6 protein-coding genes are annotated in these 9,517 nt (G+C 36.7%); 5 read left to right on the top strand and 1 reads right to left on the bottom strand.

Annotation, left to right across the window (positions count from 1 at the left end):
• The first annotated feature begins 570 nt into the window (after positions 1-570).
• On the top strand, positions 571-1,212 hold the full coding sequence (locus tag ACUN8G_RS03755) for a DUF4159 domain-containing protein (protein WP_437347969.1): 642 nt from the start codon (positions 571-573) through the stop codon (positions 1,210-1,212).
• A gap of 1 nt (position 1,213) precedes the next feature.
• Positions 1,214-4,573, top strand: a complete 3,360-nt coding sequence (locus ACUN8G_RS03750; protein ID WP_437347968.1) for a DUF4175 family protein — start codon at positions 1,214-1,216, stop codon at positions 4,571-4,573.
• Here the strand turns inward: ACUN8G_RS03750 and ACUN8G_RS03745 are convergent.
• Positions 4,566-6,650: an acetate--CoA ligase family protein gene (locus tag ACUN8G_RS03745; RefSeq protein WP_437347967.1), complete on the bottom strand. Its 2,085-nt coding sequence runs from the start codon at positions 6,648-6,650 to the stop codon at positions 4,566-4,568. The genes ACUN8G_RS03750 and ACUN8G_RS03745 overlap by 8 nt on opposite strands.
• Before the next feature lie 269 nt (positions 6,651-6,919).
• Here ACUN8G_RS03745 and ACUN8G_RS03740 point away from each other — a divergent pair, with 269 nt between their 5' ends.
• From ACUN8G_RS03740 to ACUN8G_RS03730, 3 genes are all read left to right on the top strand, one after another.
• Complete coding sequence (locus tag ACUN8G_RS03740) at positions 6,920-7,954, top strand: PfkB family carbohydrate kinase (RefSeq protein WP_437347966.1); 1,035 nt, start codon at positions 6,920-6,922, stop codon at positions 7,952-7,954.
• Between the two features lie 300 nt (positions 7,955-8,254).
• Positions 8,255-8,686: an arsenate reductase ArsC gene (locus tag ACUN8G_RS03735; RefSeq protein ID WP_437347965.1), complete on the top strand. Its 432-nt coding sequence runs from the start codon at positions 8,255-8,257 to the stop codon at positions 8,684-8,686.
• A 473-nt stretch (positions 8,687-9,159) separates the two neighbouring features.
• The gene (locus ACUN8G_RS03730; protein WP_437347964.1) at positions 9,160-9,456 is read left to right on the top strand and encodes a thioredoxin domain-containing protein; all 297 of its coding nucleotides are present in this window, start codon (positions 9,160-9,162) and stop codon (positions 9,454-9,456) included.
• Positions 9,457-9,517 lie beyond the last annotated feature (61 nt).

Here is a 9,517-nt window from a genome sequence, read left to right as displayed (position 1 = left end):
GCTCAATAAAGCAGACAACACTATTTCAAAGAACCAATTTTTACTTATACATGATTTATTTTTTCAATGAAAACGACAATACTTATAAATCTGTTCCTCTAATTGAATTTTTCAGATGTCTCTAAAACATAATGGAAATTCTTAATAAAATGCAGAACATCAATTTAATTCGATTAAATTGAGGGTCATACAAATTATAGAAGGCGTTATGAAATTATTTACCATTTTGTTGCCTTCATCAAAAAATAAGATGAACGAGAAGATCAAAAATATCTGGAACAAGTCGAAGCAATTATTTTAGATTCAATACCAATTACCTTATCGTGAATATCAATCCTTTAGTAGCCGAAGTAAATTAGAATTATGTGGTAACAACCGAATTTTCTGACAAATGAATAAATAGTTCTATTCTTTCAACGTAATTAAAACATCGCTTACACTTGATAAAATACAACGGTATTTTGTAAAGATAATTCAACTCACCGAATGAGTTGTTTCTGCTGATGTCGTTTGGTCTATATATTGACTCAATAAATAATTATTTTAGAACCCAAATAAAAAATAATTGTTATGCGAAGAACGGTTATTATATTTTTTATTTTTGTTGTAGTTTGCTCGGCGCAGGAACTGAAAATCGGCAGACTAAAATACAATGGCGGTAGCGACTGGTACAACGACCCCTCGGCAGAGGTCAATTTACTTAAGTACATCGGAGAAAAAACATATATAAAAACCAAACCTGTCTATGAATTTGTTGACCTTTCGAGCGGAAACATATTTGCTTACCCGATTCTTTTTATGACCGGTCACGGAAATATTGTTTTTTCCGAAAGCGATGCCCGCAAACTCAGAACCTATCTTACTAACGGCGGATTCCTTTACGTGGACGACGATTACGGACTCGACAGGTCATTAAGGCGCGAAATCAAAAAAGTTTTTCCGGATAAAGAGCTCGTCGAAATTCCATTTGACTACGGATTGTATCACTGCGTTTTCGATTTCAACGGACCTCCGAAAACACACGAACACGACAACAAACAGCCTCGTGGTTTCGGCATTTTTGTCGAAGGGAGACTCTGTCTCTACTACACATACGAATCGAATCCGAGTGACGGATGGGCGGATCCGGAAGTTCACAACGACCCGCCCGAAAAGAGGGAAGAAGCTTTAAAATTTGGCGTCAATATTATAACATGGGCTCTGATCAATTGAAATGAATGAAAAGATTAATCATATAAAAAGTAAACTAAGAAATTTCCTCCTTCGGGAAATTCTCGTCGAATTGTCTGAAAGGCTATGCGCCTACCTTTCGTCGGTTAATTTACTAATTATTCTTTATGTAGTTTCTGAAAACTTTTTCCATTTCTCGGTTCAAATCAGAACAATCCTTTTTTTTCTTTTTATTACGGCTTCTTTTTTATCATTCGGATTTTATTTTCTAATCCCTGCTATAAAAAAATTAATTTCATATTTAAATCCTGATTACGATTTACTTGCAAAAAAAACCGGCGATTACTTCCCTACAATAAAAGACCAGCTGGTAAATGCTCTCGAATTGGTCGAAGAAAATAATCCCGCTTATTCAGCACAATTGATTACAGCTGCTTTTGATAAGGTCTATGAAAAAGTTAAAGAACTTGACTTTACTTCCGTTGTCGATACCCGACAGCTCAAAAAGCATCTTTATCGTTTTGTAATTTTATTGGTTGCATCGCTCTTATTATTTTCAGCATTCGAAAGTCTGAGGACATCTTTTGTTCGTCTCATTAATTACACCTCAGAATACGCACAGCCTTTGAAATTTCAGTTTGTTGTCAAACCGGGAAATTATAACGCCGTAAAAGGCGAAGAAGTTAAGATAGCGATTAAAACGACCGGAGAAAGTCCTGAAAGAATTAATCTTTACATAAAGACCGACGTCGACGCTGAATTTACGGGATATCCTTTACTGCCCGATTCTTCCGGGGTTTTCAGTTACAGAATTAAATCAATTTTCCGTTCAACGGAGTATTATGCCTCGGCTGATGGAATAAAAAGCAGAATCTATAAAATCGAAGTTACTGACCCGCCTTTTATAACAAAACTCGATTTGACAATAATTCCGCCAGCATACACAAAACTTTCGACAGAATTTCGCAGCGACGATGGAAATATAACTGCATTGCCGGGTAGTCATGTAAAATTGAAAATTGTGTCCTCAAAACCTCTTTCTTATGCTGAATTAAAATTTTCTTCTGGAAAAAAAATAATTCTAAATCATCTTGGCAATATCGCCACCGGCAGCTTCTCAATATTGAATGACGACAGTTATCTCGTTAACATTAAAGACGAAGATGGGAATATCAACAAAGACCCAATTACATACTTTATTAAAACTATTGCAGACGAATCACCGTCGATTGAAATGATTTCGCCCAATGAAGACACAAAGCTGAATAATAATCCAATAGTGCCACTGATTGTCCGCATAAAAGACGATTACGGCTTTACGCGTCTACTGTTGAAATACCGACTTGTAGCTTCGAAGTACCGTTCTGCCGAAGAATCATTTAACGAAATAGCAATAAAAATAGGGAAGAACAAAGAAGAAGAAATTTACCACGCATGGGATCTATCGCCACTTGTGCTTGCTGAAGGTGAAAGTGTTTCTTACTATCTCGAAGTATTCGACAACGATGACGTCAACGGCCCGAAATCTGCTCGTACAAAAAGTTATCTTATTACAGTTCCTTCGCTCGACGAATTATTCAAAGATATAAACGAAACACAGTCTGAATCGATCGAAGAACTTGAAGAAACCTTGAAAGAAGCCGAAACACTCGGCAAGGAATTACAGCAAATAAGTGACGATTTGAAAAAGAATCAAAAGGAAATTTCGTGGCAGGAAAAGGAGAGGATTGAATCGGCCGCAGAACGTTACAAAAACCTGCTCGAAAAAGCAGAAAAAATCGCCGACAAAATTTCCGAAATGAAAAATGAAATGATGAAAGAAAATCTCCTTTCTGAAGAAACTCTCAAGAAATACGAAGAGCTACAAAAATTAATGGACGACTTGAACAGTGAAGAAATGAAAGAAGCTCTCCGTAAATTGCAGGAATCACTACAAAGTCTTATGAGGGATAAAACACAATTGTCCGCCGAAGATTTGAAACTTAATGAAGAGTATTTCAAGAAAAGTCTGGAACGCACAATTAATCTACTCAAGCGAATTCAGGTAGAACAAAAAATCGACGAATTAATTAAAAGGACGGAAAACCTTCTTGAAAAAATCGAAGATTTGAAGAATAAAACCACAGAAAGCAATTTGTCTGATTCAAAGCGGAGAGAAAATTTAGTCGAACGTCAGAACGAAATTTCACATGAACTCGAAAATCTAAAAAATACAATGGACGACCTGAATGAAAAAATGGAGGGTCTCAGCAATGTTCCGAAAGATAAACTTGAGAGCACGATTGAAGAATACAAAAAGCAGATGAATGAAAAAATCTCCGATGAAACTCTCGAAAAGCTTAAGAAAATGATGAAAGCCGAAGCTCTGAAAAATCAACAGCGGCTTTCTTCTAATATGGAATACATGCTCAAAGAATTCCGGAATCTGCAAAATTCGATGCAGCAGATGAATCAGGTAAAAACCTTTTTTGAAATGATGAAACTCCTCGACGATTTGTTGACACTCTCGAAAAATCAGGAAAAATTGAAAGATGAAACGGAAAAATTAAACTACTCGTCACCAGAATTCAGCAAGAATGCAAACAAACAAAATAATTTACAGAGCAGTTTGAATAAGATTCTTCAAAAGATGACACAAATGTCGCATGAAACTTTTGCCATTACACCAGAAATGGGAAAATCGATCGGGAAAGCATTTGCAGAGATGCAAAATTCCACATCGGCTTTGATGACGCATAATGCAAATAGAGCTGTTCAATCTCAAACAAACGCTATGACAAGTTTGAACGAAGCAGCATCGATGATTAAAACTGGAATGGATCAAATGATGAATGGCGGGCAGGGAGGCGGCATGATGAGTCTATTTCAACAATTGCAGCAACTATCTCAGCAACAAATGAATCTAAATCAATTGACACAGAAGTTGCAGCAGGGTGGACTTTCGCAGGAAATGCTATCGCAATTAAAACGTCTTGCCCAGGAACAGGAACTGGTAAGAAAATCACTGGAACAACTTAATCGCGAAGCTAAAGCTTCCGGGCAGTCGAAACGTCTGGCGTCGAATCTCGAAAAAATTTTAGAAGAGATGAAGGAAGTGGTAGCAGATATGGAAACCGAAAAATTGAACGATAATTTGATTCAAAAACAGGAGAGAATACTTTCTCGCCTACTCGATGCACAGCGTTCGATTAACGAGCGAGATTTTGAAAAAAACAGAACATCTCAATCTGGTAAGAATATCGAAACCGAGTCGCCCGCACCTTTGAGTCTTCCCGACGATGAAACGAGAAATCGCCTCAGAGACGAATTGCTGAAGGCCATAAGTGAAGGATACAAAAAGGATTACAGAGAATTAATAAAAAAATATTTTGAACTACTTGAAAAAGCCGGCTCAGTCAAATAGTTCTTAGCCTGATATCCGCCACATATAAATTGTTATCAACATCGACGGCAAGTGGATTTATATCGAATTCTGCCACAGCTAAATTTTCAATCATCATTATTGCACAATTTCTTATTAATTCAACGAGTGATTCAATTTTGATTCCGACTTCGCCGCGTGCGCCTTGAATTATTTTCCCGATTTTTGTTTCAGAAATCATTTCGTAAATATCGTCTCTGCTCGAATAGCAGGAACGAATTGAAGTGTCGCCCAATATTTCAACGTATTTTCCACCCGAGCCAAACATTATAATTGGACCGAAGGAACGATCTCGAAAGCCCCCAATCAAAAGTTCATGTTTTATTTTCAAATATCTTTGTACTAAGAATTCTTCTACTTCAAAACCATTCTCTTTGAAACTACTTTGAATTTGTTCAGCTTTTTCTAATAACTTTTGCTTGTTTTTAATATTCAAATGCACTGCATTAAATTCACTTTTATGAATTACACGAGCGTTCATACCTTTAATTACTGCAGGGAAAAATTCATCGCTCAGTTCTATAAGTTGTTCATATTTCAATATTTTACTTTCGACTACTGGCAGATTATATTTTTTTGCTATTTCGTTCAGCTCTCTTTGCGTAAGATACTTTCCTTCCGTTTTAATCAGGTTTGAACCTTTCCTGTTGATAAGTTCAAGATATTCGTTACGATTTTTCTTCAGCCTGGTGGATCTTTCTTTATAGAACCAGAGATTCGATAATATTTCAGGAACGTCTTCCGGATTTTTGAACACTGGCAGTTTACGTTGAGAATTCGTTTTATAATAATTCCAGAATTCAGGTAGCGGTATTGTTGTATGGATAACAGGTTTTGTTGAATTACTATTATTGAAATTGTTATAGATTGACTCGACAATTTCAAATGGTTTTACCATAACTGGTTCGACAAAAATCGTAATCACAGCGTCGACGTTTTCGTCTTCGAGTAATAAAGCCGTAACGTTTTTATAGGTTTCCTCGTCGCCAGAAGGGAGCAGGTCAATTGGATTTTCCGCGCTTCCTTCCGGATGAATTATCGATTTGATTTTTTCTTTTGTCGAGGCGTTCAAACTGGCAAGTACCAGACCTTTTTCTTCGAGTCTATCGACGCATAAAATTGCAGGTCCGCCGGCATTAGTTACAACGGCAATACGATTGCCTCTAGTTAGAGGAAAGTGTTCAAAGCCTTTTGCTGTATTTAACAATTCATTTAATGTTTTGACTCTGATGATTCCAAATTGCTTCAAGAGGGAGTTCACAATTTTGTCGCTACTGCTGAGAGCACCAGTATGAGAGGAAGCTGCTTTCATTCCACTTTGCGTTCGTCCCGCTTTCAAAACAATTACCGGTTTATCGACCTCACCCTTTATGAAAGGCAATAAAAAGTTTATGCCATTGTCGAAGCTTTCGAGATAGTAAGTTAAGGTATGTATGTTATCATCTTTTAACCAGAAACCGAGTAAATCATTTTCATTTACATCGGCTTTGTTTCCGATACTTATAAAATGTGCAAATCTGACGTCAGATTCGCGGAGTGTATTTAACACAGCGGCGCCGAGCGCTCCACTCTGCGAAAAGAATGCAATTGAACCGATATCCGGTTTTTCCGCAACAAATGTTGCGTTCAGTTCATGCCCCGGCAGCGTATTTATTACACCCATACAATTTGGACCGACGAGTCGACCACCATTTTTTTTAATTATTTCGGCAACCTGCTTTTCCAGTCTTTCACCTTCATTCCCAATTTCACGGAAGCCCGCTGTTATTAAAATTATCGCCTTGACATTTTTTTCCATAAGATCCTTAACCGAATCGACTACAATACTTTTAGGAATGGTTACAATTGCAAGATCAATTGATTCATTAATTTCCTTAACCGAAGCGTAACATCGATAGCTCAATATCTCATCGGCTTTAGGATTTACAGGAAAGACTTTCCCTTTATAGCCGTAGTCTCGAATGTTTTTTAGTATTTCGTAACCAATACTTTTGGGTTTTGAAGAGGCTCCCACAATACAAATTGATTCGGGATAAAAAAACTTCCTCAGTATTTCCACACATTCCTCTTTTTTTATATCTAAAATAAAAAAGTGGAGTCTTAAATAGAACCATAAAAGAAACACACGTATTTATGTAACTATTCTGTTTATAATAAACTCTGGCTTTGACAAAGTAAGAAATAAAAGGAGAATACGACTTAATGAATTTAGTGCCTTAATTAACCAGAATTATTATCATTCTCAAGTCAATCCAAAATTCTGAAAATTATTTTATTTTTGCGTTTAATTTATCGTTTAAGAAGTCAAATTAATTGGGGAATAAAAACATGAGCAAGAAAGTAGTAACCTTCGGTGAAATTATGCTTCGTTTATCGACGCCGGGATATACGCGATTTGTTCAGGCGCAAAATTTCGACGTTACATTCGGTGGCGGTGAAGCAAATGTGGCAGTATCATTATCTAATTATGGATTCGATTCTTATTTCGTTACAAAGTTACCAAAACACGAAATTGGTCAAAGTGCCGTAAATCATCTCCGTCGTTACGGTGTTAAAGATGATTATATTGTACGAGGCGGTGATCGTATCGGTATCTATTTTTTAGAAACAGGCGCAAGTCAGAGAGCATCTAAGGTAATTTATGACCGAGCAAATTCGGCTGTATCTTTAATGAAAAAAGGGGAAGTCGACTGGAAAAAAGTATTTGAAAATGCCAGCTGGTTTCACTGGACGGGTATAACTCCTGCACTTGGAAAAAATGCTCAGGATTTATTGAGTGAAGCATGCGAAACAGCCAAATCGATGGGTGTAACTGTCAGCTGCGATTTGAATTTCCGAGCTAAAATGTGGACAACTGCCGAAGCTCAGGCTGTTATGAAACCATTAATGAAATACGTCGATGTTTGCATTGCAAACGAAGAAGACGCCGAAAAAAGTCTCGGCCTGAAAGCGGAGAAAACTAATGTGGAAGCTGGCAAACTTGATGAAGAAGGATATTTCAACGTTGCAAAAAAATTAAAAGAAACTTATGGATTCAAAAGTGTTGCAATTACCCTGCGCGAAAGTTATTCAGCCTCCCGCAATGGATGGAGCGCATTACTGTTAGACGATAAAGATTGTAAAGAACCATACCGCTCTAAAAAATATGAAATCGATATTGTTGATCGCGTCGGAGGTGGCGATGCGTTTGCAAGTGGACTAATCTACGGTCTACTGACAAAAGAAAACACCAAAGATGCACTTGAATTTGCAGTTGCCGCTTCTTGTTTGAAACACACCATACCGGGCGATTTCAATCTGGTAAGTATTGACGAAGTGGAAAAACTAGTCAAAAGTGGTGGCTCGGGTAGAGTGGAAAGATAAACATCAATGCGGGGCATTTTGATATAACATCAGCCCCGCACTTTCTTTTAATTTATTTTCTCATTTTCAACTCATCAAATCACCGATCTATATTTGTCATAATTCTTCTGTAATTAACTATTTAATTTAAAGTGAAGAAGATGATAAATCTACAGCTCTTTCATCAAGGCTCAGAAAGACCATCATGGCAAACAACTACGCATTTATTTATCTTTGTTATGGTTATTGTTGTTGTCTATTGCTGTCAAGCTGTGCAATTCAATTAAATAATCACACTCTCAATAAAAGAAAGATAATAACATGAAAAAAAGAATATTAATACTTTGTACGGGCAATTCCTGCCGCAGTCAAATGGCCGAGGGTTTTCTAAAATCGTTTGACCCGGAACTGGAAGTTTTTTCTGCAGGCACAAATCCTTCATCCCGAGTTCATCCGAATGCAGTCAAAGTAATGAAAGAAGTCGGTATTGATATAACAGATAATTTTCCGAAAAATGTGAACGAGTTTATTAATCATTCTTTCGACTATGTTATAACTGTTTGCGACAATGCAAAAGAAACCTGCCCGGTCTTTTTGGGCGATGTTAAACATCAACTTCACATTGGATTCGAAGACCCCGCAGAAGCAACCGGAACGGAAGAAGAAATATTGAATACATTCCGAAGAATACGCGACGAAATTAAACGGGACTTTTATCAATTTTATTTAGAAGAAAAGCAAAAGGGAGAGTAAAATTCGCCCTGAATTGATAAAGTGCACCAAGATAGAGAATCTCGCTTAACAACTTGTGCATAAAAACAATATCCGTGCAAATATCCAAAAAGTTAGGTGACCAGTTGAGATTTTCAGATTACGATAGAATGATAGCCCATCTATTGAGAATAAAAATGTTTTTCAAGCATTAACCTATTCATTAACTCCGAACATAGACACTGGTTAAAAGATAAATTACAAAATTTAGATTTAGCAAAGGAAAAAACGAGTTTATAGAAAATGCAACTGCAGAACTTTTATTGTAGTTAGTAAAAATATTGATCTGCTGCTGCAAAGCTTAGCTATAACCGTCATTTATTCGCGCATGCTGCTTATGTATTCTTACGTTAATATGTAGGTGTTGATTGGATTCGTGAATGCAATGCTGGATGAAAAATTTGTTAGATTTGTTTTATATTTGATAGTAATAAATCCTTATAAAGAAGAAAGTCATGGAAAAGATTAAAATAGAATTCCAGTATTTTGAGCATTGTCCTAATCATAAAACAATGCGCCAGAATATCATTGAAGCAATTAAAGGTATTGAAGATAATATTGAATTTATTGAAATAAAAGTTGAAGATGAAGATACTGCAAGAAGAGTTTCTTTCAGAGGCTCTCCCACTGTTTTAATTAATGGAAAAGATTTAATTGGAATGCCTCCGCCCGACGACCCCAAATTGTCCTGCCGCTTCTATCCTGGTGGTATTCCTTCGTCTGAAAAGATAAGGAAGATGATTTTGGGTTAAATGTTGCTTCGATACGTTTTTCGCTTCGCTCAAAACTACTCAGCATAAATGCTTCTCTCCG

The organism is Melioribacter sulfuriphilus, assembly GCF_052656625.1.
This window is presented reverse-complemented; position numbering and strand designations above follow the sequence as displayed.